Genomic DNA, 21,921 nt, shown 5'->3' with positions numbered 1-21,921 from the left:
CCTGCCGCGAGAGCCCGAAAATTTTCCGATCAATGGAGGGGAAAGCTCCCATCATGCGAAGGTCAGCGCTGGCCGCCACCGCGGCCATCGGCTCCGTCAGCCTGCTTCTCGCGGGCTGCAGCAAGGCCGATGACAACCAGAAGGACAACACGTCGGCCGGGGCCAACGCCGCGACCAAGGGCGTCGTCAACGCGTCCGACAAGAAGGGCGGCACGCTCACCTACGAGCTGTCCGACGTCCCGGACTCGTTCGACCCCGGCAACACGTACTACGCGTACATGTACAACCTCAGCCGGCTGTGGGCGCGTCCGCTGATGACCTTCCAGCCGGGCCCCGGTTCGAAGGGCAACACCCTCGTCCCGGACCTCGCGGCCAGCAAGGGCGTGTCGAGCGACGGCGGCAAGACCTGGACGTACAAGCTGCGTGCGGGCCTGAAGTACGAGGACGGCACGCCGATCACCTCGAAGGACGTCAAGTACGCCGTCGAGCGCTCCAACTTCGCGCGTGACGTGCTCTCCCTCGGCCCGAACTACTTCCAGCAGTTCCTGGCCGGCGGCGACAAGTACAAGGGCCCCTACAAGGACAAGAGCGCCAAGGGCCTGTCCTCCATCGAGACGCCGGACGACACCACGATCGTCTTCCACCTGAAGCAGGCCTTCCAGGAGTTCGACTACCTGGTCGCGGCCCCGCAGACGGCTCCGGTGCCGCAGGCCAAGGACACGGGCGTCGACTACGTCAAGCACATCGTCTCCTCGGGCTCGTACAAGTTCCAGAGCTACGACGACGGCAGGCAGGCCGTCCTCGTGCGCAACGCCAACTGGGACGCGAAGACCGACCCGCTGCGCAAGCAGCTGCCGGACAAGATCGTCGTCAAGCTGAAGGTCAACCCGGAGACCATCGACCAGGACGTCCTGGCCGGTGACGCGATCGACCTCGCCGGCACGGGCGTCCAGGCCTCCACGCAGGCCAAGGTGCTCACCGACAACTCGAAGAAGGCCGCCACGGACAACACCTTCGGCGGCCGCCTGGTGTACATGGCGATCAACACCAAGGTTGCGCCGTTCGACAAGGCCGAGTGCCGCAAGGCCGTGCAGTACGCGATCGACAAGGTCTCGGTGCAGACCGCCGAGGGCGGCCCGGTGCGCGGCGACATCGCCTCCACCGTCCTGCCGCCGGACATCCCGGGCTACCAGAAGTCCGACGTCTACGCCTCCTCGGGCAACAAGGGCGACGCCGCCAAGGCCAAGGCGCAGCTGAAGGCCTGCGGCAAGTCCTCGGTCACGACCAACATCTCGGCCCGCTCGGACCGCCCGCAGGAGATCGACGCCGCCACGGCGATCATCAACTCGCTGAAGAAGGTCGGCATCAACGCCAACCTGAAGCAGTACCCGTCGGGCAAGTACTTCACCGACTACGCCGGTGTGCCGAAGTTCACCGAGAAGCAGAACATCGGTCTGATCATGATGCAGTGGGGTGCCGACTGGCCCTCCGGCTACGGCTTCCTGCAGCAGATCCTGAACGGCAAGGCGATCAGCCAGTCCGGTAACACCAACCTGTCGCAGTACGACAGCAAGGCGGTCAACGACCTGCTGAGCAAGGCGATCGGCACCCAGGACGACGCCGAGCGCAACAGCCTCTACACGCAGATCGACAAGAAGACCATGGACGATGCCGTCCTCGTCCCGCTGACCTACTTCAAGGTCCTGCTGGCCCGCCCGCAGAACTACACCAACCTGGTTTCCACGGCGGCCTTCAGCGGTCAGTACGACTACCTCAACATCGGCGTCGCGTCGAAGTAGCAGCCTCGGAAGGCAGGTGAAGGCATTGGCGCCCGCGGGCTTCGCGGCCCGCGGGCACCAGCGCCGGTCCCCGTGATCTCGTACATCCTCCGCCGGACGTTCGCGGCAGTGATCCTGCTGCTGGTCGTCTCCGCGGTCACCTTCGCCATCTTCTTCCTGCTGCCGCGGCTCGTCGGCCAGACGGCGGACCAGCTGGCGCAGCAGTACATCGGCAAGAGCCCGTCCAGGGCGGACATCGCCGCTGTCAAGCACAACCTCGGTCTGGACCAGCCCGTCTACGTCCAGTACTGGCACTTCATCAAGGGGATCGTGGCCGGCGCCACCTACGACCTCGGCCCCACCACGGTGCACTGTGACGCGCCCTGCTTCGGTTACTCCTTCAAGAACCACCAGGCGGTCTGGCCGGAGCTCACCTCGCGTCTTCCGATCACCCTCTCACTGGCCGTGGGCGCTGCCGTCCTGTGGCTGGTCTCGGGCGTGGTGGCCGGTGTCGTCTCGGCGCTGAGGCCGCGCTCGGTGCTCGACCGGGCCTTCATGGGCGTCGCGCTCACCGGCGTCTCGCTGCCCATGTTCTTCACGGGCAACCTGGCGATCCTGCTCTTCGAGTACCAGTGGCCGATCTTCGGCAAGACCTACGTCCCGTTCACCGAGAACCCCTCGCAGTGGGCCAACACCCTCTTCCCGGCGTGGTGTTCGCTCGCCCTGCTGTACTCCGCCATCTACGCGCGGCTCACCCGCTCGGGCATGCTGGAGACGATGAACGAGGACTTCATCCGCACGGCCCGGGCGAAGGGCCTGCGGGAGCGCACCGTCGTCACCCGGCACGGACTGCGCGCCGCCCTCACCCCGATCATCACGGTCTTCGGCATGGACATCGGCCTGCTGCTCGGCGGTGCCGTGATCACGGAGTCGGTGTTCTCGCTGCCCGGCATCGGCCAGTACGCGGTGCAGGGCATCACCGACAACGACCTGCCCAAGATCCTCGGCGTGACGCTCCTCGCCGCCTTCTTCGTCGTCTTCGCAAACCTCCTGGTGGACGTGCTCTACGCCGCCGCCGACCCGCGGGTGAGGCTCTCGTGACCGAACTCTCCAAGACCGGCGCCACGGCGGGGGAGCCCGCCCCCGCCCGCCGGGCGCCCGAAGCCTTCCTGGAGGTCCGCGACCTCAAGGTGCACTTCCCGACCGACGACGGCCTGGTCAAGTCCGTCGACGGGCTCAGCTTCTCGCTGGAGAAGGGCAGGACCCTCGCCATCGTCGGCGAGTCCGGCTCCGGCAAGTCCGTCACCTCGCTGGCGATCATGGGCCTGCACCGGCTCGGGGCGCGCGGCAAGAACGTGCAGATGTCCGGCGAGATCTGGCTGGACGGCAAGGAGCTGGTCTCCGCGGCCCCGGACGAGGTGCGCAAGCTCCGCGGCCGGGAAATGGCGATGATCTTCCAGGACCCGCTGTCCGCGATGCACCCGTACTACAAGATCGGCGACCAGATCGTCGAGGCGTACCGGGTGCACCACGACGTCAGCAGGAAGGTCGCCCGCAAGCGGGCCGTGGAGATGCTCGACCGGGTCGGCATCCCCGAGCCCGCCAAGCGCGTCGACGGCTACCCGCACGAGTTCTCCGGGGGCATGCGCCAGCGCGCCATGATCGCGATGGCGCTGGTGAACAACCCCGAGCTGCTCATCGCGGACGAGCCGACCACCGCCCTCGACGTGACCGTGCAGGCGCAGATCCTCGACCTGATCCGGGACCTGCAGAAGGAGTTCGGCTCCGCGGTGGTCATGATCACCCACGACCTCGGCGTGGTCGCCGAGATCGCCGACGACGTCCTGGTGATGTACGGCGGCCGGTGCGTGGAGCGCGGCCCGGCCGACGAGGTCTTCGAACGGCCGCAGCACCCCTACACCTGGGGCCTGCTCGGCTCGATGCCCCGCATCGACCGCGAGACCTCCGAACGGCTCATCCCGGTCAAGGGCTCGCCGCCGAGCCTCATCAACGTCCCCTCGGGCTGCGCCTTCCACCCGCGCTGCCCGTACGCGGACATCCCCAAGGGGAACGTCACCCGCACGGTGCGCCCCGAGCTGGAACTGGTGGGCACCGGGCACTGGTCCGCCTGCCACCTCCCGGCCGAGGACCGTGAGCGGATCTGGACCGAAGAGATTGCGCCGAAGCTGTGAGTGAGACCAAGAAGACGGACGGGGCCGTGGTCCCGCAGCAGGCGTCCGCTCCCGGGGACGGTTCCGCGGACCGCGAGGTGCTGCTCAGGGTCGAGGGACTGACCAAGCACTTCCCGATCAAGAAGGGCATCCTGCAGCGCCAGGTCGGCGCCGTGAAGGCCGTCGACGGCATCGACTTCGAGGTGCGCAAGGGCGAGACCCTGGGCGTGGTGGGCGAGTCGGGCTGCGGCAAGTCGACCATGGGCCGGGTCATCACCCGCCTCCAGGACCCGACCGGCGGGAGGATCACGTTCGAGGGCCAGGACATCACACGGCTGTCGAGCGGCCGGATGCGCCCGCTGCGCCGCGACATCCAGATGATCTTCCAGGACCCGTACGGCTCCCTGAACCCCCGCCACACCATCGGCTCGATCGTCTCGGCGCCCTTCCGGCTCCAGGGCGTGGAGCCCGAGGGCGGGGTCAAGAAGGAGGTCCAGCGGCTGCTGTCGCTGGTCGGTCTCAGCCCCGAGCACTACAACCGCTACCCGCACGAGTTCTCCGGCGGCCAGCGCCAGCGCATCGGCATCGCCCGCGCGCTCGCCCTGAAGCCGAAGCTGGTCGTCGCGGACGAGCCGGTGTCGGCGCTCGACGTGTCGATCCAGGCCCAGGTCGTCAACCTCATGGACGACCTCCAGGAGGAACTGGGCCTCACCTACGTGATCATCGCGCACGACCTCTCGGTGGTCCGGCACGTGTCGGACCGGATCGCGGTGATGTACCTGGGCAAGATCGTCGAGATCGCCGACCGCACCTCGCTGTACGAGGCGCCGATGCACCCGTACACCAAGGCGCTGATGTCGGCGGTGCCGGTGCCGGACCCCCGGCGGCGGGGTGCGAAGAGCGAGCGCATCCTGCTGCGCGGTGACGTGCCGTCGCCGATCGCCCCGCCCTCGGGCTGCCGCTTCCACACCCGCTGCTGGAAGGCGACGGAGATCTGCCGGACGACCGAGCCGCAGCTCGTGGAGCTGAGGGCCGGCCAGCGGGTCGCCTGCCACCATCCGGAGAACTTCGCCGACCAGGCCCCGCAGGACACGGTCCTGCTGTCGGCGGCGAAGGAGGCTTCGCAGCTGGTGCCGGACGCGGTGGTCTCCGACGGCGCGGCGCGCGGGGCGGCGGCGTCCGCGCGGGCGGCGGCCCCCGGGGACGCCGCCGCCCGGGAGGCCGGCACCGCGGCTGCCGGGGACACGGCCGGCGAGGGGACCGCGCCGGCGGCCGGTCCGGGGACCGGTCCGGGGGACAGGGTCTCGACCGGGAAGGCCGCGCCCGGGGCCGACGGGCCCGTCGAGGAGGCCACCGGCTCCACCGGTGCCGCCGCCGACGCCCCGTCCGGGGCGCCGGAGGCCGTCGCCGAGCAGACGGCGCGCGAGGCCGGGACCGCGGCTGCCGGGGACACGGCCGACGAGTAGCCCGTGCCGGGCCGGCCCGCGCCGGCCCGGCACGCGTACCGCACACCGAGGGCCGCCGCGACCGCGACGGCCCTCGGTGTGCACCGGCCGGTCCGAGGCCCCGCCCGTGTGAGCGTCCACACCGCGGGAAGGCCGTCCGGTGAGCCTTGCTTCGCAAGGCTCACACGCGCCGGCGGGTGAGAATGTCCGGGTGCAGCTCCAGCAACTCTTCAGTCCCTCCGTCCAGCACACGCTCGACGTCATCGGCATCTTCGTGTTCGCGATCTCCGGCGCGCTGCTGGCCGTCCGCAAGAACTTCGACGTGTTCGGCATCGCCGTGCTCGCCGAGGTCACCGCGCTGGGCGGAGGGATGTTCCGCGACCTGGTCATCGGGGCCGTGCCCCCGGCCGCGTTCACCGACCTCGGCTACTTCGTCACCCCGCTGCTCGCCACGCTCGTGGTGTTCTTCCTGCACCCGCACGTGGAGCGGATCCAGGCGGCCGTCCTGGTCTTCGACGCGGCCGGCCTCGGCCTGTTCTGCGTCAGCGGTACGACCAAGGCGTACGACCACGGGCTCGGCCTGACCGCGTCCGCGACCCTGGGCCTGGCCACCGCGGTCGGCGGCGGCGTGCTGCGCGACGTGCTCGCCAACGAGGTGCCGTCGCTGCTGCGCTGGGACCGCGACCTGTACGCGGTCCCGGCGATCGTCGGTGCCACGATGGTGGTGCTGTGCATCCGCCACGACGTCCTGACCCCGCTCACCAGCGCCCTCGCGGTCGTCACGGCCTTCGTCCTGCGGCTGCTCGCGATGCGGTTCCACTGGCGGGCGCCGCGGGCGTGGAACCGGCGCTCGACGGTGACCGAGGACTAGACGCGGGTGCTCCCGCGGGGCGCGGGCGGGCCGACGGGGGACCCGTCCCGGTCCGGGGAGCCGTCCGGCCCCCGGTGTCCGGCGGGCCGGTCCGCCATCCCGCCGGACCGTTCAAAGCTACCGCTTAGTAATCTCTTGTTGTACCGTTCAGCCATGTCAGAAGCAGCTTCCGCACCCGCCACGCGGGCCGTGATCGGCGACAGCGAGTTCGACCGCGACACGGCCGTCGTCCGGCGCGGTCCCGGCGTGTACGACATCGACCTCTCCGCCGGCTGGACCATCATCAACGCCGTCAACGGCGGCTACCTGCTGGCCGTGCTCGGCCGGGCCCTCGCGGACGCCCTGCCGCACCCGGACCCCTTCACCGTCTCCGCGCACTACCTGACCGCGTCCCGGCCCGGCAGGGCGGTCGTGCGCACGCAGACCGTGCGCACCGGCCGCACCCTCTCCACCGGCCAGGCCTCGCTCTTCCAGTACGACGACGAGGGCGACGAGGTCGAACGCATCCGCGTCCTCGCCTCCTACGGCGACCTCGCCGCACTCCCCGACGACGTCCGCACGACGGCGACCCCGCCCGCGATCCCGCCCCTGGAGCGGTGCTTCGGGCCGGACGACTCACCCGCTCCGGTCCCCGGCAGCTCGGCCATCACCGACCGCCTGCTGCTCAAGCTGGACCCGGCCACCCTCGGCTGGGCGCTGGGCGCCCCCTCCGGCAAGGGCGAGATGCGGGCCTGGTTCGGCCTCGCGGACGGCCGCGACGCCGACCCGCTGTCCCTCCTGCTCGCCGTGGACGCCCTGCCGCCCACCGCCTTCGAGATCGGCCTCAAGGGCTGGGTGCCCACGATCGAACTCACCGTCCACGTCCGCCACCGCCCGGCCCCCGGCCCGCTGCGGGTGTCCATCACCACCCGCAACCTCGCCGGCGGCTTCCTGGAGGAGGACGCCGAGGTCTGGGACAGCGAGGACCGCCTGGTCGCCCAGTCGCGCCAGCTGGCCCGCGTCAGGCTCGGCTGAGCGGCGCACGCCCCATCCAGGCCGCCAGCCGCTCGTAGGCCCCGGCCCCCTCGGAGGCCTCGCGGCGGGCGTCGAAGGGGGTCGCGGCGTCCCGGGGGCGGGAGTCGGGCAGCACGCGCCGCGCGTTGGCGAGGGCGAACTCGGCCAGTTCCGGGTCCAGTCCGTGCGGGCGGCCCAGGGCCTCGGCGAGGTCCCAGGTGTGGGTGACGATCTCCATGACGTAGCCCGACAGGGCCGCGTGGCCGGGGACCTCGCCCCAGGGCACCCGCACCGTGGTGGTCATGCGCTCGTCGCTCTCCCAGGCCTTCAGCACCCGGGCGCGCACCTCGTCGTAGGCCGCCGCCCAGCCGTCGTCCCCGACGCCCCCGACGGACGGGTCCACCGCGAACCCGTCGCCGCCCTCGCCGACCACCGCGGTCCGCCGGGTGCCGCCGACGACGTGCGCCAGCAGGGCCCGTACGTCGTACTCGGAACAGGGCGTCGGGTCGCCGAGCTGCTCGGGGCGCACCGTCCTGATGACGGCCGCCGCCTGCTCGGTGGCGCGGGTGTAGACGGGGCGCGGGTCGGTGAAACCGGTGGTGGTCATGGTGTGCCTCTCCGTTGGTCGGTACGCCGAGGATGCGCGGATAACCTGACAGAACCCGTCAGCATTTGCGCCGGGTTCCGCGGCGGCGGAATCCTTGGCGCGTGAAGTCCGACCGGCTGCTGTCGATCCTGCTGCTCCTGCAGACCCGGGGCCGCGTCCCCGCGCGCGAACTCGCCGGCCGGCTGGAGGTGTCGGTCCGCACCATCTACCGGGACGTCGAGGCGCTGTCCGCCTCCGGCGTCCCCGTCTACGCCGAGCGCGGCCGGCACGGCGGCATCGAACTCCTCGCCGGGTTCCGCACCGACGTCACCGGGCTGACCGCCGACGAGTCCCGGGCCCTGTTCGTCCTGGCCGCCCGGGGCGCCCACGCCGCGCTCGGCCTGGACGCGGCGCTCGGCTCGGCCCTGCGCAAGGTGATGGCGGCCCTGCCGGAACCGCACCGGCCCGCCGCCGAGGCCGCCGGCCGCCGCATCATGGTGGACGCCACCCGCTGGCGCGGCGGCCCGCACCGGACCGTCGACCTGGAGGTGCTGCAGGACGCGGTCTTCTCCGACCGGCGTCTGCGGCTGCGCTACCGGCACAGCGGGCAGCGCGAGCCGCGCACGTACACCGTGGACCCCTACGGTCTGGTCGCCAAGGCCGGCGTCTGGTACCTGGTCGCCGACCGGCGCGGCGCACCACGGCTGTTCCGCGCCGACCGGGTGCGCTCGGCCCGCCCGCTGGACGAACCCGTGCGGCGCCGGCCCGGCGTCGAACTCGCCGACGTCTGGGAGGTGGTGCGCCGCCGGGTGGAGGAGCGGCCGCCGGACGCGATCGACGTCACGGTCCGGATCCGGCGCGCCCGCCTCGACATGTTCCGGCGCATGGCCGCCGCCCAGCTGACCGAGCCGCTGCACGACGACGGCGAGGGCGAGTGGGTCACCGCCCGGCTGACCTACCCGGTGCTGCGCGCGGTCCGCCACCTGCTCGGCTTCTCCGACCAGGTGGAGGTCCTCGACCCGCCCGAGGCCCGCGCGGAGCTGCTGGCGGCGGTCCGCTCCGTCACGGCCCTGTACCGGGAGGCGGAGGACGCCGGGGGCTGACCCCGCCGGGGCGCCGCCGGCCGCCTCGGTCCAGCCAGTGCCGGCGGCCGATGCTGATGAGCCGCAACTGCCGGGCGGCGAGCCGGGTGACCCGCTCCCGCTCCTCCCGCGGTGCCTCCAGCGCGTCCAGGAACAGCGAGGCGGTGATCAGCATCTGGTCGACGTAGAGGTGCGCCAGCATCAGCAGGTCGTCCTCGTTCCAGCCCGCGGCCTGGGGGTCCTGGGACAGCTCGGCCCCGACCTCCGCGGCGAACCGGGCCAGCTGGGCCTGGATGGCCTCGCGCACCGGCTGGACCCCGCCGTGCCGCTCGCGGGCGATGAAACGGACGTGCGCGGGGTACGCGTCCACGTGGCCGGCGATCAGCTCGATGGCGCGCGCGATGCGTTCCTCGCTGTCGCCCGCCGCGGACACCGTCGTCCGCACCATCGGGTGCAGGCTGCCCAGCGCCTCGTCGACCAGGGCCACGCCGAGGTCGGCGGTGGAGCGGAAGTGGCGGTAGAAGGCGGTCGGGGCCACGCCGACGGCCCGGGTGACCTCGCGCAGGCCCAGGCTGCTCAGGCTCTGCTCCTCCAGCAGCTCCAGCGCGGCGTCCAGGAACGCCTGCCGGGTCTTCTGCTTCTGGGCCTGCCGGATGCCGAGCGTGTGACTCATGTCATCCAGTTAACAACTGTTCTCCGTAATTGGAAAGCCGCGGGGCGCGTTAGACTCGATGTCAGTGAACAAGTGTTACTACAACTGTTCACCCAAATGTCACACGGGACCTGCCCGGGACACCTCGGAGGGAGATCGCACCCCATGCTGTTCCTCGTCGCCGCGCTCATGCTGTTCGGCGTCGTGCTGGGCACCGTCGCCCACGCACCACTGGACGTCAGCGCCGCCGCGGCCGTCGTCATCGCCGTCTGGCTCGGCGTCTTCGCGCTCCGCGAGCGTCACGGCCGCCGTCGCCGCACCTCGGCCAACTGACCGTCCGGACCGACCTCCAGGAGCTGAGCACCATGCACCTCACCGCACCGGCCACCGGCTGCGCCGACACCCGGCCGCGCACCCGCGACGCCGACGGCATGGCCGTGGCGTCCTTCGTCCTCGGCCTCCTCGGCCTGCTCGTGCTCAACGTCTTCCTCGGCCCCGTCGCCGTCGTCCTGGCCGCCGTCTCCCTGTGGCGCGGCACGACCCGCCGCGGACGCGCCTGCCTGGGCCTGGCCCTCGGCGTGGCCGACCTGGCGGTCCTGGCGATCGCCATGCAGACGTCCCACACCGTGTCGTGGAGCATGTGAGCCGGCCGCGGGCGCGGCCCCGGGGACGGCGGGGCGGCCCGGCCGCCCGCAGGGCGCCGCGGCGGGCACGGCCCGCGGTGGCTCCGGGTGCCCGCGGCGCGGGCACGGATGCGCACGGCCGGGGCCGGGCGCGGCGCACCGCGCCGTAGAATCGGGCCCACCATGGCATACCTCGACCACGCCGCCACGACCCCGATGCTCCCGGAGGCGGCGGAGGCACTGACCGCCCAGCTGAGCATCACCGGCAACGCGTCCTCCCTGCACGCCTCCGGCCGCCGGGCCCGCCGCACGGTCGAGGAGTCCCGCGAAACCCTCGCGGAGGCGCTGGGCGCCCGTCCCAGCGAGGTCGTCCTCACCTCCGGCGGCACCGAGGCCGACAACCTCGCGGTGAAGGGCCTGTACTGGTCCCGCCGCGCCGCCGACCCGGCCCGCACCCGCGTCCTGGCCAGCCCCGTCGAGCACCACGCCGTCCTGGACGCCGTGCACTGGCTCGGCGAGCACGAGGGCGCCACCGTCGAGTACCTCCCCGTCGACTCCCACGGTCGCGTCCATCCCGAGGCGCTGCGCGAGGCCATCGCCCGCGACCCCGGCGACGTCGCCCTGGCCACCGTCATGTGGGCCAACAACGAGATCGGCACCCTCATGCCGGTCCGTGAACTCGCCGAGGTCGCGGCCGGGTTCGGCGTCCCGCTGCACGCCGACGCGGTCCAGGCCTTCGGGCAGGTCCCGGTCGACTTCGCCGCCTCCGGCCTCGCCGCGATGACCGTCTCCGGCCACAAGATCGGCGGTCCGTACGGCATCGGCGCGCTGGTCCTCGGCCGCGAGCACGCCCCCGTGCCCGTGCTGCACGGCGGCGGCCAGGAGCGGCACGTCCGCTCCGGCACCCTCGACGTGCCCGCCATCGCCTCCTTCGCGGTGGCCGGCCGGCTCGCCGCCGAGCGGCGCGAGTGGTTCGCCCGCGAGATCGGAGCACTGCGGGACCGGCTGGCCGACGCCGTCCTGCGGGCCGTCCCGGACGCCGTCCTCGGCGGCGACCCGGCACCCGGGGGCCGCCTGCCGGCCAACGCGCACTTCACCTTCCCCGGCTGCGAGGGGGACTCCCTGCTGCTTCTGCTGGACGCCCAGGGCATCGAGTGCTCCACCGGCTCCGCCTGCACCGCCGGCGTCGCCCAGCCCAGCCACGTCCTGCTGGCCACCGGCACCGATCCCGACCTGGCCCGCGGCACCCTGCGCTTCTCCCTCGGCCACACCTCCACCGAGGCCGACGTCGAAGCGGTCGCCCGGGCGATCGGACCGGCGGTGGAGCGGGCCCGGGCGGCCGGCCTGACCTGAGGCCCGGGCCCGCCGCCCCGGCCGCCGGTCCGCCCCGCCCCCGGTGGCCGCCGGCGGATGTCCGGCGGTCCCGGTTCCCGCGCCCCCGTACCCTGGAAGGGCTATGACTGACACCCCGCAGCGCACCCGCCCCCTCCGCGTCCTCGCCGCCATGTCGGGCGGCGTGGACTCCGCCGTCGCCGCCGCCCGGGCGGTCGAGGCGGGCCACGACGTGACCGGCGTCCACCTCGCGCTCTCCGCGAACCCCCAGTCCTTCCGCACCGGCGCGCGGGGCTGCTGCACCATCGAGGACTCGCGCGACGCCCGCCGCGCCGCCGACGTCATCGGCATCCCGTTCTACGTCTGGGACCTCGCCGACCGCTTCCGCGAGGACGTCGTCGAGGACTTCGTCGCCGAGTACGAGGCCGGACGCACCCCGAACCCCTGCCTGCGCTGCAACGAGAAGATCAAGTTCGCCGCGCTGCTGGACAAGGCGCTCGCCCTCGGCTTCGACGCGGTCTGCACGGGCCACTACGCCAGGGTGGTCGTGGGCGCGGACGGCTCGCGCGAACTGCACCGCGCCTCCGACATGGCCAAGGACCAGTCCTACGTCCTCGGCGTGCTGGACGACAGGCAGCTCGCCCACGCCCTGTTCCCGCTCGGCGACACGGTCACCACCAAGGAGGAGATCCGCGCGGAGGCCGAGCGCCGGGGCCTGGCCGTGGCCAGGAAGCCCGACTCGCACGACATCTGCTTCATCGCCGACGGCGACACCCAGGGCTTCCTCGCGAAGCGGCTGGGCCGGGCGGAGGGCGACATCGTCGACGAGTCCGGCACCCGGCTCGGCACGCACGAGGGCGCGTACGGCTTCACCATCGGCCAGCGCAAGGGCCTGCGCATCGGCACCCCGGCCCCCGACGGCAAGCCCCGCTACGTCCTGGACATCTCCCCGGTGACCAACACGGTCACCGTCGGCCCGGCCGCCTCCCTGGACGTCACCGCCCTGACCGCCGTCAGGCCCCGCTGGTGCGGCACCGCGCCCGCCGGCCCCGGCACCTACACCGCCCAGCTCCGCGCCCACGGCGGGGAGACCGCGGTGAGCGCCGAACCGGTCGGCGGCGAACTGCGCGTGACCTTCGCCGAGCCGGTCCGCGGGGTGGCCCCCGGCCAGGCGATCGTCCTGTACGACGGTACCCGCGTGGTCGGCTCGGCGACGATCGCGTCCACCACGCGCGCGTCGGCGGCGGTGTGACCCGGCGGACGACGGGTCACCCGGCGAAGAACTCCGCCAGCACCGGCCCCAGCACCTCCGGCTCCACCGCGTGGGTCTGCCCCTCCAGGATCCGGTGCGTGCCCCGGGGCACCGCCTGCGCCACCGCCCGGCCCGCCTCCCGCATCCACCGAGGGCTCGCCCCGCCCGCCACGGACAGCACCGGCACGGGGAGCGCCGCCAGCCGGTCGCGGGGCAGCAGGCCGTCGCCCATGACCGCGTCGTCGTACGCCAGGCTCGGCGCGACGGCCTCCAGGCCGGCCCACATCGGGGACTGCCGGGCGCGCTGGATCATGGCCTCGCCGAGGCCGGTCAGGCGCAGGAACAGTTCCACCGCATCGCCGCGCCGGCCCTGGGCGAGCGCCCTGCCCAGCTGGTCCTTGTAGACGGCCTCCCGCTCCGCGCCGCCCGCCAGGAAGTCGGCGAACGGCACCTCGTACACCGCGGCCCGGGTGACCGGCAGTCCGCTCGCCGCCGCCCGGAGCACCAGCGCGCCGCCCGAGGACACCCCGTACAGCGCCGCCCCGCCGCCCACCGCGTCGATCAGCGCCGCCAGGTCCTCGACCTCGCGCTCCACCGCGTAGGGCGCGGTGTCACCGCTCCCGCCGCGGCCCCGACGGTCGTAGACGACGGTCGTGCACGCGTCCGCGAGCCGCCGTGCCAGGGGCGCCACGGTGCCGCCGGTGGACAGCGCGCCGCTCACCAGGATCACCGTCGGCCCCCGGCCGGCCACCCCGTACGCGAGGGACGTCCCGTCGCGGGAAGTCGTCTTCTTGTCCATGTCCGTCCAGACTGCCGCACCGGACGCGGCTCCCCGGTCAGGACACGACGGTCAGGACACCTCGGCCTCGGAGAAGCAGAGGTGGCCCTTGATCTCCGCCACGGCCGGTTTTGGGTCCGGGTACGCCCAGACGAGGTCGGGCGCGTCCGGCAGCGACCAGTAGGACGCCGTGCCCTTGAAGGGGCAGAAGCTGTGGGTGTCGGAGGGGGTCAGCAGGTCGAGGCGGACGTCCTCGGCGGGGATGTAGTACCGCGCCGGAGAGCCCGTCTCGCGCAGCACGAGGGGCCGGTCGGTCTCCGCGAGCACCTGGTCGCCGTGCACCACGCGCACGTGCCGCCCGCCCCGTTCGATGGTGATGCTGTGTCCTTGGGTCATACCGGGACAGTACCCGCGGGGACCGGCTTCTTCCCGCGTACGGTGGACGTCATGAACATCTGCGTCTTCCTCTCCGCCGCCGACCTCGACGAGCGGTACACGCGCCCCGCGCGCGAGTTCGCCGAACTGCTCGGCAAGGGCGGGCACACCCTGGTGTGGGGCGGTTCCGACGTCGGCCTGATGAAGGTCGTCGCCGACGGGGTGCAGGAGGCCGGCGGCCGGCTGCTGGGCGTCTCGGTCGAGTTCCTGGCGAACAAGGCGCGCCCGGGCACCGACGAGATGGTCGTCGCCGCCGACCTCGCCGAGCGCAAGAGGCTGCTGCTGGAGAAGGCCGACGCCGTGGTGATCATGGTGGGCGGCACCGGGACGCTGGACGAGGCCACCGAGATCCTGGAGCTGAAGAAGCACGGCCGCACCGACAAGCCCGTGGTGCTGCTGAACACGGCCGGCTTCTACGACGGCCTGGAGGAGCAGTTCCGCCGCATGGAGGACGAGGGCTTCCTGCCCCGCCCGCTGTCGGAGCTGGTGTTCTTCGCCGCGGAGCCGGCCGGCGCGCTGGCCCACCTGGAGGAGTCCCTGTCCGCCCGGTGATGCGAGCATGGCGGGCATGGCAACTCATGTGATCACCGGAGCCGGCTCCGGCATCGGCGCGGCCGTCGCCCGCCGCCTGCACGCGCGCGGGGACGACCTCGTCCTGCACGCGCGCGACGCGGGCCGCGCGAAGGAGCTGGCGGCCGGGTACCCCGGCGCGCGCACCCTGGTGGGCGACCTCGCGGACCCGGACAAGCTGTCCTGGGCGTTCTCCCACCAGGCGCTGCCGGACCGGGTGGACTCGCTGCTGCACGTCGCGGGCGTGGTGGACCTCGGCGGGGTCGCCGAGCTGACCCCCCGGTCCTGGCGCCACCAGCTCAACGTCAACCTGGTGGCGCCCGCCGAGCTGACCCGCCACTTCCTGCCCCAGCTGCGCGCCGCCCGCGGCCACGTGGTCTTCGTCAACTCCGGGTCCGGTCTGAACGCCCACGCGGGCTGGTCCGCGTACGCCGCCTCCAAGCACGGCCTGAAGGCCCTGGCCGACTCCCTGCGCCAGGAGGAGCACGGCAACGGGGTCCGCGTCACCTCCGTCTACCCCGGCCGCACCGCCAGCCCCATGCAGGCGAAGGTCCACCAGCAGGAGGGCAAGGACTACGATCCCGGCCGGTGGATCGACCCCGAGTCGGTCGCCACCACGATCCTGCTGGCCCTGGACCTGCCGAGGGACGCGGAGGTCAACGACCTGACGGTCCGGCCGGGGCGCTGAGCCGCCCCCGGGGTTCCGTAGGCTGCTCCGGTGAGCGAAAACAGCGAGTTCCACTTCCCGGGGGCCACCGGCATCGGCTCCCTGCCCGGAGGCGACGCCAGGGAGGCCGCCAGGACCGTCACCGGCAGCCTCGAGGACTTCCCCTTCCTCGCGGAGCTGCCCGCCCGCGGCCCCGGCGCCGACATGATCGGCCGGACCGCGGGGATGCTGGTCGAGCTGTACGCGCGCGTGGAGCCCAGCGGCTGGCGGCTCGGCGACCGGCCGGGCCGGGACACCGGGCGGGCCCGCTCCTGGCTGCGCGAGGACCTCGACGCCCTGGAGGAGTTCACGCAGGGCTACGAGGGCGACCTGAAGGTGCAGGCGGTCGGGCCGTGGACGCTGGCCGCCGCCCTGGAGCTGAGGAACGGCGAGGCCGCCCTCTCCGACCCCGGCGCCTGCCGCGACCTCGCCGCCTCGCTGGCGGAGGGCCTGCGGCTCCACCTGGACGAGGTCGGGCGCCGGGTCCCCGGCGCCCGGATCGTCCTCCAGCTCGACGAGCCCTCCCTCACCGCCGTCCTGCGCGGGCGGGTGCGCACGGCCAGCGGGTACCGCACCCACCGGGCCGTGGACCGGCAGGTCGTGGAGGCCGCCCTGCGCGACGTCGTCGGCGTCCACGGCGGCGGACCGGTCGTCGTCCACTCCTGCGCGCCCGACGTGCCGTTCGCCCTGCTGCGCCGGGTGGGCGCCGCCGCCGTCTCCTTCGACCTCTCGCTGCTCACCGAACGTGACGACGACGCGATCGGCGAGGCCGTGGAGGCCGGTACGCGGCTGTTCACCGGTGTCGTACCGGGCACGGACGGCCCGTTGTCGGACCCTGCCGGTAGCGTCATGGGTGTCAGGACGCTGTGGCGCAGGCTGGGGCTGCGCCCGGGGCTGCTCGCGGAAGCGGTCACGGTCACCCCGGCGTGCGGTCTGGCGGGCGCTTCCCCCGCCTACGCGCGCCAGGTGCTCGCCCACTGCGTCCGGGCGGCGAGATCCCTCGCGGACAACCCAGAGTAACGGGAGGACCACACGGTGGCCGGCGACAAGCAAGCGGAGACGACGGCGGTGCCCGCAGGGGCCCGCGAGGAGCACGCCCGGCTCGCGGAGCAGGTCGAGGAGCACCGCTTCCGGTACTACGTCAAGGACGCCCCCGTCGTCAGCGACGCCGAGTTCGACGAACTGCTGAGGACGCTGCAGGCACTGGAGGAGGAGTACCCGGAACTGCGCACCCCGGACTCGCCGACCCAGAAGGTCGCGGGTTCCTACGAGACGGAGTTCACCGCCGTCCAGCACCGCTCGCGGATGCTCTCGCTCGACAACACGTTCAACGACGACGAACTCGCCACCTGGGCCGACCGCATCGCGCGGGAACTGGGCGACCAGGACTACCACTTCCTGTGCGAGCTGAAGGTCGACGGCCTCGCCGTCAACCTCACCTACGAACGCGGCCGCCTCACCCGCGCGGCCACCCGCGGCGACGGCCGCACCGGCGAGGACATCACCCCGAACGTCCGCACGATCACGGAGGTCCCGGACCGCCTGCACGGCGCGGAGGTGCCCGACCTGGTGGAGATCCGCGGCGAGGTCTACTTCCCGATGGAGAGGTTCCTCGAACTCAACGAACGCCTGGTCGCCGGCGGTGACAAGCCCTTCGCCAACCCGCGCAACGCCGCCGCCGGTTCGCTGCGCCAGAAGGACCCGCGCGTCACCGCCTCCCGCCCGCTGCACATGGTCGTCCACGGCATCGGCGCCCTGGAGGGCTTCACCGGCATGACCCGCCTCTCCCAGGCCTACGGCCTGCTGAAGGACTGGGGCCTGCCCACCTCCCCGCACAACCGGGTGGTGGACGACCTCGACGGCGTGCGGGAGTTCATCGCGCACTACGGCGAGAACCGCCACTCCGTCGAACACGAGATCGACGGTGTCGTCGTCAAGCTGGACGAACTGCGCCTGCAGGGCCGCCTCGGCTCCACCGCGCGCGCCCCGCGCTGGGCGATCGCGTACAAGTACGCGCCCGAAGAGGTCAACACCAGGCTCGTCGACATCAAGGTGGGCGTCGGCCGCACCGGCCGCATCACGCCGTACGCCCAGGTCCAGCCGGTCACGGTCGCGGGCAGCGAGGTCGAGTTCGCCACCCTGCACAACCAGGAGGTCGTCAAGGCCAAGGGCGTGCTGATCGGCGACACGGTCGTCCTGCGCAAGGCCGGTGACGTCATCCCCGAGATCCTCGGCCCGGTGGCCGACCTGCGCGACGGCAGCGAACGGGAGTTCGTCATGCCGGGCGAGTGCCCCGAGTGCGGGACACCGCTGCGGCCCATGAAGGAGGGCGACATCGACCTCCGCTGCCCCAACGGCCGTACCTGCCCCGCCCAGTTGCGCGAGCGCGTCGCCTACCTCGCCGGCCGCGAGTGCCTGGACATCGAGCACTTCGGCCAGGTGGCCGCCGCCGCGCTCACCCGCCCGCTGGAGCCGGCCGACCCGCCGCTGGTGGACGAGGGCGACCTGTTCGACCTGACGGTGGAGAAGCTGCTGCCCATCAAGGCCCACGTCCTCGACCCGGACAGCGGCCTGCCCAAGCGGGACCCCAGGACCGGTGAGGAGAAGGTCGTCACGGTCTTCGCCAACCAGAAGGGCGAGCCGAAGAAGAACACCCTCGCGCTGCTGGAGAACATCGAGGCGGCCAAGCAGCGGCCACTGGCCAGATTCCTCAACGGGCTGTCCATCCGGCACGTCGGCCCGGTGGCGGCCCAGGCCCTCGCACGCGAGTTCCGCTCCCTGGACCGGATCGAACAGGCCGCCGAGGAGGAGCTGGCGGCCACCGACGGCGTCGGCCCCATCATCGCCGCCGCCGTCAAGGAGTGGTTCGCCGAGGAGTGGCACCGCGAGATCGTCCGCAAGTGGAAGGCGGCCGGAGTCCCGCTGGAGGACCGGTCGTCCGGGGAGGAGGAGGGGCCGCGCCCGCTGGAGGGACTCACCGTCGTCGTCACCGGCACGCTGGAGAAGTTCACCCGGGACGGTGCCAGGGAGGCCCTGCAGAGCCGCGGCGCCAAGGTGACCGGTTCGGTGTCGAAGAAGACCTCGTTCGTCGTCGCGGGTGACAACCCCGGCTCGAAGTACGACAAGGCCGTGCAGCTCAAGGTTGCGGTGCTGGACGAGGACGGTTTCGGCGTCCTGCTGGAGCGGGGCCCGGACGCGGCGGCCGAAGTCGCGCTTCCGACCGAGGAGTAGCGGTTGAAGGCCACCCGTTCGGCGCATATCAGATGCATACGGGTGGCCCGTACGCATTCGGGCAACCGTCGGCGACCGTTGTCCGGGGCCGCCCCGCGCGGCCTACTGTGGGAACGTGCACCTGCCGTGCCCGGCCGCGGTCGGGGCATCCCCGTGCCCGCGGGGCGCGGGGAAGGGTCTTTCGACGCGGAGCCGCAGACGGTTGCCGGGCAACGGGCCGCGTGGCGTGGGCACCGCCGGCTGTGAGAGGGACGGGAATGGAACCGAGCGAGAGCGCCGCCCCGCACGTACGGCTGCGCCTGAGCCGCCGCACGGGCGCGTGGCGTGGGCACCGGTGGCCGGGCCGGCGCGGCGAACGCCCGGACGGCCGGACCCGCCCCACCGCACCGGGCACCGCGGCCGAGGCGCACGCCCCCCTCGCGCAGGCCCTCACCCCGCCCGGCGCCGCCCCCGGCCGGCGCCTGCCCCTGCCCCCGCTGTCCCTGGCCGCCGTGGCCGCCGCGGCCTGCGTCCTCGGCGCCGGGTTCCACCGCGCCTTCACCGGACACCACGCCCTCTTCCCGGGCGGCGCGGTCGGCTGGTCGCTGGCCCTGCTCACCGGCGTCATCGTCGGCCACCTCGTCATGCTCGGCCGCGCCCGCTGGTGGGGCGGCACCGGCTCCGGCGCCGCCCTCACCCTCGCCGTCCTGCTGCTGTACGGCTGGATGCCCGCCGGCATGGTCAGCCTCACCGTCGTCGTCCTGGTCGGCACGGCCAGGCGGCACCGCCGGCGGCAGGGCGTGCTGCACGGCGCCGTGGAGATCCTGGGCATCGGCGCCGGCGCCCTGGTGCTCGGCGCCTTCGGCCGCGTACCGAGCGTCGAGGCGCCCTGGCGGCCCGCCGGCTGGAGCCCCGCCACCGTGCCCGAGGTGGTGCTCGCGGCCGCCGTCTACCTCACGGTCGCCCGCGGCCTGCTGTGGTACCTGCACGCCCCGCGCGGCGAGGCCCTGGCCGCCGTCGCCCGCGCCGCCCTGGTCAGACAGGGCCTGGTCGCCGTCGCGACGCTCGGCATCGCCCCGCTGGTGTGCGTGGTCGCCGACGCCGAACCCCTGCTGCTCCCGCTCTTCGCGATCCCGCTGATCGCCCTCGACTCCACCCTGTGGATGGCCCGGGCCCGCGCCGAGGAGCAGTTGCGCGACCCGCTCACCGGGCTGCCCAACCGGCAGTGGCTGCTGGAGCGGATCTGGACGGCCCTGGACGACGCCGACCGCATCGACGCCCGCACCGCCCTCGTGCTGATCGACCTCGACCGGTTCCGGTCGGTGAACGACACGCTCGGCCACCTCGCCGGCGACCGGCTGCTGCTGCAGATCGCCGACCGGCTCCGACTCGCCCTGCCGCCCGCAGCGGAGGCCGCCCGGCTCGGTGGCGACGAATTCGCCGTCTTATTGCCCGTCGCCGACTCCACCACGTCGGCGACCCGCATCGCCCGCGGCCTGGTCGCCGCCCTCGGCCCCCCGCTCGACCTCGACGGACTCACCCTCGTGCTGGAGGCCAGCGCGGGCGTCGCCGTCTTCCCCGACCACGCCCTGGACGCCGAGGGCCTGCTGCGGCGGGCCGACGTGGCGATGTACCAGGCGAAGCGGGACCGCACCGGCGTCGAGGTCTACGAGTCCAAGCGGGACTCCAACACCCCCGACCGGCTGGGCCTGCTGGGCGACCTGCGCCGGGCCCTGGACGCGCACGAGGTGCAGCTGCACTACCAGCCCAAGGTCCGCTTCGACGGACAGGTCGCCGGGCTGGAGGCGCTGGTGCGCTGGGTCCACCCCGAGCGCGGGAAGGTGCCGCCGGACGAGTTCATCGCGATCGCCGAGTCCTCGGGGCTGATGCCCCACCTGACGGAGTACGTCCTGGAGACCGCGCTCGGACAGGTCGCCCGCTGGCGGGCGCAGGGACTGCGGGTGCCGGTGGCCGTCAACGTCTCCCCGCGCGACGTCCACACCCCCGGGTTCGCCGGATCGGTCGCCGCCCGGCTGGCCCGGCACGGTGTCCCGGCCGGCGCGCTCCAGCTGGAGATCACCGAACACGTCCTGCTGGAGGACCCGCAGCGGGCCGCCGACGCCCTCGCCGCGCTCACCGGGCACGGGGTGAAGATGTCCCTGGACGACTTCGGCACCGGCTACTCCTCGCTGGTGCACCTGCGCCGGCTGCCGGTCAGCGAGCTGAAGATCGACCGGTCGTTCGTGGCCCGGCTGGCCGTGGACCACGAGGACGCGGAGATCGTGCGCTGCACGATCGACCTGGCGCACTCCCTGGGCCTGCTGGTCGTCGCCGAGGGCGTGGAGGACGACGAGACCTGGGAGCGGCTGCGCGACCTCGGCTGCGACGCGGTGCAGGGCTGGCTGGTCGCCGCCGCGATGCCGCCCCAGGAGATGACGGCCTGGCTGCGCGCGCGCAGCTCCTGCGGCTGGCAGCGTCCCCGCGCCGCGCTGCCCGCCGCCGAGTGACCGCCGAGAGCCCGCCCGCCCGTCCAGGAGGACCATGTCCCTGTTCGTGCCGACGTTCGAGGAAACCGTGCTGGTCCGCGACGCGCAGGCCGAGGTGGTCGGCCGGGCGCCCGTCGCCGTCAAGCTGCTCGCCGACAGCAGCGCCAGCGGGGGCGCCCTGTCCACCGTGCGCGTCACCCTCACCGAGGGCGCCGACGGCGCCCGTCCCCACCTGCACCGCAACTCCGCCGAGATGTTCTTCCTGCTCGACGGCGAGGCGGAACTGCTGTCCGGCGACGTCGTCGTCACCGCCCGCCGCGGCGACCTGGTCGTCGTCCCGCCCGGCCGCCCGCACGCCTTCGCCGCCCCTCCCGGCGGCACCGCCGACCTCCTGATCGTCATCGCCCCGGGTGTCGAGCGCTTCGACTACTTCCGCCACCTCCAGCGCGTCCGTCTCGGCGAACTCACCCCCGAGAGCCTGCTGGAGGTCCAGGAGCGGTACGACAACCACTTCCTGAGGAGCGGGACCTGGGACGGACGCCGAGGCTGACGGCACCCGGGAGCCGGCGGCCCGGCACAGCGTTTCACGGACACCCGGCCCCGCCCCATAGGATTGGGCCCAAACCACACGCACTCACCCCAGAGGATCGCTGCATGCCTGGCATCACGCGCGAGGAGGTCGCCCACCTCGCCCGGCTGGCGCGTCTGGAGCTGAAGCCCGAAGAACTCGAACACTTCGCGGGACAGCTGGACGACATCATCGGCGCGGTCGCCCGCGTCAGCGAGGTCGCCGACCAAGACGTGCCGCCGACCTCACACCCGCTCCCGCTGACGAACGTCATGCGGCCGGACGAGGTCCGTCCCTCGCTCACCCCCGAGCAGGCGCTCTCCGGCGCCCCGGCCCAGGAGCAGCAGCGTTTCAAGGTGCCGCAGATCCTGGGGGAGGACTAA

Annotated in this window: 22 protein-coding genes; 18 read left to right on the top strand and 4 right to left on the bottom strand. The window is 73.1% G+C overall.

All coding sequences use genetic code 11. The annotated features are described in order from the left end of the window. Positions 1-32 precede the first annotated feature (32 nt). The 6 genes from QQY24_RS09445 to QQY24_RS09420 all read left to right on the top strand — a co-directional run bounded on the left by QQY24_RS09445 (position 33) and on the right by QQY24_RS09420 (position 7,279). A complete protein-coding gene (locus tag QQY24_RS09445; protein ID WP_301972217.1) occupies positions 33-1,799 on the top strand; it encodes an ABC transporter substrate-binding protein in 1,767 nt (588 codons plus the stop codon). Between the two features lie 72 nt (positions 1,800-1,871). Further along, complete coding sequence (locus tag QQY24_RS09440; RefSeq protein ID WP_301972216.1) at positions 1,872-2,879, top strand: ABC transporter permease; 1,008 nt, start codon at positions 1,872-1,874, stop codon at positions 2,877-2,879. Continuing rightward, positions 2,876-3,970, top strand: coding sequence for an ABC transporter ATP-binding protein (locus QQY24_RS09435; protein WP_301972215.1), 1,095 nt, complete (start codon positions 2,876-2,878; stop codon positions 3,968-3,970). Before QQY24_RS09440 ends, QQY24_RS09435 begins: the two co-directional genes overlap by 4 nt. Then, the gene (locus QQY24_RS09430) at positions 3,967-5,415 is read left to right on the top strand and encodes an ABC transporter ATP-binding protein (RefSeq protein ID WP_301972214.1); all 1,449 of its coding nucleotides are present in this window, start codon (positions 3,967-3,969) and stop codon (positions 5,413-5,415) included. Before QQY24_RS09435 ends, QQY24_RS09430 begins: the two co-directional genes overlap by 4 nt. A 190-nt stretch (positions 5,416-5,605) precedes the next feature. Continuing rightward, positions 5,606-6,265: a trimeric intracellular cation channel family protein gene (locus QQY24_RS09425; protein WP_301972213.1), complete on the top strand. Its 660-nt coding sequence runs from the start codon at positions 5,606-5,608 to the stop codon at positions 6,263-6,265. A 153-nt stretch (positions 6,266-6,418) separates the two neighbouring features. After that, positions 6,419-7,279 (top strand): thioesterase family protein, encoded by an 861-nt coding sequence (locus QQY24_RS09420; protein WP_301972212.1) that lies wholly within the window; start codon positions 6,419-6,421, stop codon positions 7,277-7,279. Here the strand turns inward: QQY24_RS09420 and QQY24_RS09415 are convergent. Further along, entirely contained in the window at positions 7,266-7,865 is a 600-nt protein-coding gene (locus tag QQY24_RS09415) for a TIGR03086 family metal-binding protein (protein WP_301972211.1), read from the bottom strand. The genes QQY24_RS09420 and QQY24_RS09415 overlap by 14 nt on opposite strands. 101 nt (positions 7,866-7,966) lie before the next feature. Between QQY24_RS09415 and QQY24_RS09410 the strand changes: the two genes are divergently transcribed. After that, positions 7,967-8,947 (top strand): YafY family protein, encoded by a 981-nt coding sequence (locus QQY24_RS09410; RefSeq protein ID WP_301972210.1) that lies wholly within the window; start codon positions 7,967-7,969, stop codon positions 8,945-8,947. Here the strand turns inward: QQY24_RS09410 and QQY24_RS09405 are convergent. After that, the gene (locus tag QQY24_RS09405) at positions 8,907-9,599 is read right to left on the bottom strand and encodes a TetR family transcriptional regulator (RefSeq protein ID WP_301972209.1); all 693 of its coding nucleotides are present in this window, start codon (positions 9,597-9,599) and stop codon (positions 8,907-8,909) included. The genes QQY24_RS09410 and QQY24_RS09405 overlap by 41 nt on opposite strands. A gap of 144 nt (positions 9,600-9,743) precedes the next feature. On the opposite strand from QQY24_RS09405, the gene QQY24_RS09400 reads away from it, so the two are divergent. The 4 genes from QQY24_RS09400 to mnmA all read left to right on the top strand — a co-directional run bounded on the left by QQY24_RS09400 (position 9,744) and on the right by mnmA (position 12,785). Then, on the top strand, positions 9,744-9,911 hold the full coding sequence (locus tag QQY24_RS09400; RefSeq protein ID WP_301972208.1) for a hypothetical protein: 168 nt from the start codon (positions 9,744-9,746) through the stop codon (positions 9,909-9,911). A gap of 32 nt (positions 9,912-9,943) precedes the next feature. Further along, positions 9,944-10,222 (top strand): DUF4190 domain-containing protein, encoded by a 279-nt coding sequence (locus tag QQY24_RS09395; RefSeq protein WP_301972207.1) that lies wholly within the window; start codon positions 9,944-9,946, stop codon positions 10,220-10,222. A gap of 162 nt (positions 10,223-10,384) precedes the next feature. Beyond that, on the top strand, positions 10,385-11,554 hold the full coding sequence (locus tag QQY24_RS09390; protein WP_301972206.1) for a cysteine desulfurase family protein: 1,170 nt from the start codon (positions 10,385-10,387) through the stop codon (positions 11,552-11,554). A gap of 103 nt (positions 11,555-11,657) precedes the next feature. Beyond that, positions 11,658-12,785, top strand: coding sequence for a tRNA 2-thiouridine(34) synthase MnmA (mnmA, locus tag QQY24_RS09385; protein WP_301972205.1), 1,128 nt, complete (start codon positions 11,658-11,660; stop codon positions 12,783-12,785). Between the two features lie 16 nt (positions 12,786-12,801). Here the strand turns inward: mnmA and QQY24_RS09380 are convergent, their stop codons facing one another. Both QQY24_RS09380 and QQY24_RS09375 read right to left on the bottom strand, forming a co-directional pair. Beyond that, complete coding sequence (locus QQY24_RS09380) at positions 12,802-13,584, bottom strand: alpha/beta fold hydrolase (protein WP_301972203.1); 783 nt, start codon at positions 13,582-13,584, stop codon at positions 12,802-12,804. A gap of 51 nt (positions 13,585-13,635) precedes the next feature. Further along, positions 13,636-13,959: a DUF427 domain-containing protein gene (locus tag QQY24_RS09375; protein ID WP_301972202.1), complete on the bottom strand. Its 324-nt coding sequence runs from the start codon at positions 13,957-13,959 to the stop codon at positions 13,636-13,638. Positions 13,960-14,010: 51 nt separating this feature from the next. Here QQY24_RS09375 and QQY24_RS09370 point away from each other — a divergent pair, with 51 nt between their 5' ends. The 7 genes from QQY24_RS09370 to gatC all read left to right on the top strand — a co-directional run bounded on the left by QQY24_RS09370 (position 14,011) and on the right by gatC (position 21,921). Beyond that, positions 14,011-14,550 carry a TIGR00730 family Rossman fold protein gene (locus QQY24_RS09370; RefSeq protein WP_301972201.1) on the top strand — a complete coding sequence of 180 codons (540 nt, stop codon included), beginning with the start codon at positions 14,011-14,013 and terminating at the stop codon, positions 14,548-14,550. A 7-nt stretch (positions 14,551-14,557) separates the two neighbouring features. Then, the gene (locus QQY24_RS09365) at positions 14,558-15,256 is read left to right on the top strand and encodes an SDR family oxidoreductase (RefSeq protein ID WP_301972200.1); all 699 of its coding nucleotides are present in this window, start codon (positions 14,558-14,560) and stop codon (positions 15,254-15,256) included. A 30-nt stretch (positions 15,257-15,286) separates the two neighbouring features. Next, positions 15,287-16,294 (top strand): methionine synthase, encoded by a 1,008-nt coding sequence (locus QQY24_RS09360; protein WP_301972199.1) that lies wholly within the window; start codon positions 15,287-15,289, stop codon positions 16,292-16,294. Between the two features lie 15 nt (positions 16,295-16,309). Then, complete coding sequence (ligA, locus tag QQY24_RS09355; protein ID WP_301972198.1) at positions 16,310-18,505, top strand: NAD-dependent DNA ligase LigA; 2,196 nt, start codon at positions 16,310-16,312, stop codon at positions 18,503-18,505. A 257-nt stretch (positions 18,506-18,762) separates the two neighbouring features. Then, complete coding sequence (locus QQY24_RS09350) at positions 18,763-20,991, top strand: bifunctional diguanylate cyclase/phosphodiesterase (protein ID WP_301972197.1); 2,229 nt, start codon at positions 18,763-18,765, stop codon at positions 20,989-20,991. A 34-nt stretch (positions 20,992-21,025) separates the two neighbouring features. Beyond that, positions 21,026-21,520 (top strand): cupin domain-containing protein, encoded by a 495-nt coding sequence (locus tag QQY24_RS09345; protein ID WP_301972196.1) that lies wholly within the window; start codon positions 21,026-21,028, stop codon positions 21,518-21,520. Positions 21,521-21,624: 104 nt separating this feature from the next. Next, on the top strand, positions 21,625-21,921 hold the full coding sequence (gene gatC, locus QQY24_RS09340) for an Asp-tRNA(Asn)/Glu-tRNA(Gln) amidotransferase subunit GatC (protein ID WP_030231941.1): 297 nt from the start codon (positions 21,625-21,627) through the stop codon (positions 21,919-21,921).

The sequence above is a fragment of the Streptomyces sp. TG1A-8 genome, assembly GCF_030499535.1.
Classification (GTDB): domain Bacteria; phylum Actinomycetota; class Actinomycetes; order Streptomycetales; family Streptomycetaceae; genus Streptomyces.
The sequence above is the reverse complement of the archived record's forward strand: the minus strand, read 5'-3'. Positions and strand labels throughout refer to the sequence as shown.